This is a genomic window from Streptococcus sp. HMSC034E12, assembly GCF_001835915.1.
Classification (GTDB): Bacteria; Bacillota; Bacilli; order Lactobacillales; family Streptococcaceae; genus Streptococcus; species Streptococcus vaginalis.
In genome coordinates this window covers 1-905 of record NZ_KV826464.1, presented here as the reverse complement: position 1 = coordinate 905, position 905 = coordinate 1, and the positions used below count along the sequence as shown (strand labels likewise).

General features: G+C 40.7%; 1 protein-coding gene. It reads right to left on the bottom strand.

The window, feature by feature from the left end; all coding sequences use genetic code 11:
* Window positions 1–104: 104 nt before the first annotated feature.
* Window positions 105–878: a DUF1642 domain-containing protein gene (locus HMPREF2574_RS08670; protein ID WP_070812461.1), complete on the bottom strand. Its 774-nt coding sequence runs from the start codon at window positions 876–878 to the stop codon at window positions 105–107.
* Window positions 879–905: the final 27 nt, after the last annotated feature.

The following is a 905-nucleotide window of genomic DNA, read 5'->3' as shown; positions in this document are numbered from 1 at the left end:
TCTGCCAAAAGAAAGATTTCAAAGTCAGAGGGCTTGTTTTCGTCCTCAATCATGTGCTTGTTGAGGGCTATCTTGCCGTCAATCCACTCAATCATTTCAATCATTTATTCAACCTCTCTAACTTCCACACCTTCGCAGTCGAATACCCAGCCAAAACCGGCGTCTTCAAGCTCTTTGCGGGTGTGTTTTCTGTTCTGTGTGTAAATGTTGTTATAAAAATGATAGTCGTCATTGTCTGTTTTCACCAGGTAATCACCTGTGTTTTTTAATTTAACTTCATATCGCTTCTCCTGCTCCACATCGTAACCGAAGAGTACAGCTTTGATGAGCTTTGTACGTGTAGAATTTTCATCGTCTTCATCATGCGTAATTTTTGCCAAAAGTCCTTCGTTCCTGTCACCGTATCCATTTTGCAATGAATAACCCCAGCCAGAACGAGATATGAAATATAATGCCTTGCGAACTTCGTGCTTATTTGACAAACCAAACGTATTAAGGTAGTCTTCCTCTTCTTTCGTCAAAACAACTTTGTTTGATTTTTCAGCTTCTACCGCCCCATCAAACTTGCCTTGTTCGTAACCCAGTGTATACTTGACTGAACCGTAGTCATTTGCGAACTCATGCATAATTTCGTCCATCCAGACTTTGCGGTCGTGTTCTGGCAACTCACGCAGCCGTGCTAGTATATTCCGAAGATATCGTGGTGCTTCTTCTGCGTGCCCGAGTTCTGATTTATTGATAGGTTCAAGATGTCGTTCTGCCGCCGTAACGAATTCATCTGCCGTTTTTACTTCATAGGAATACTTAATTTCAGCACAAGAATTTATGCTTGTAATTACCCCCTTTAAATACACTTCATCGCCTAATTTGTATTTCATTTGACTTCTCCTTTTTTAAATATCGTC

Bases quoted from the DNA above. Each gene is read 5' to 3' on its own strand.
- HMPREF2574_RS08670 (WP_070812461.1), bottom strand. From the start codon at position 878: ATGAAATACAAATTAGGCGATGAAGTGTATTTAAAGGGGGTAATTACA.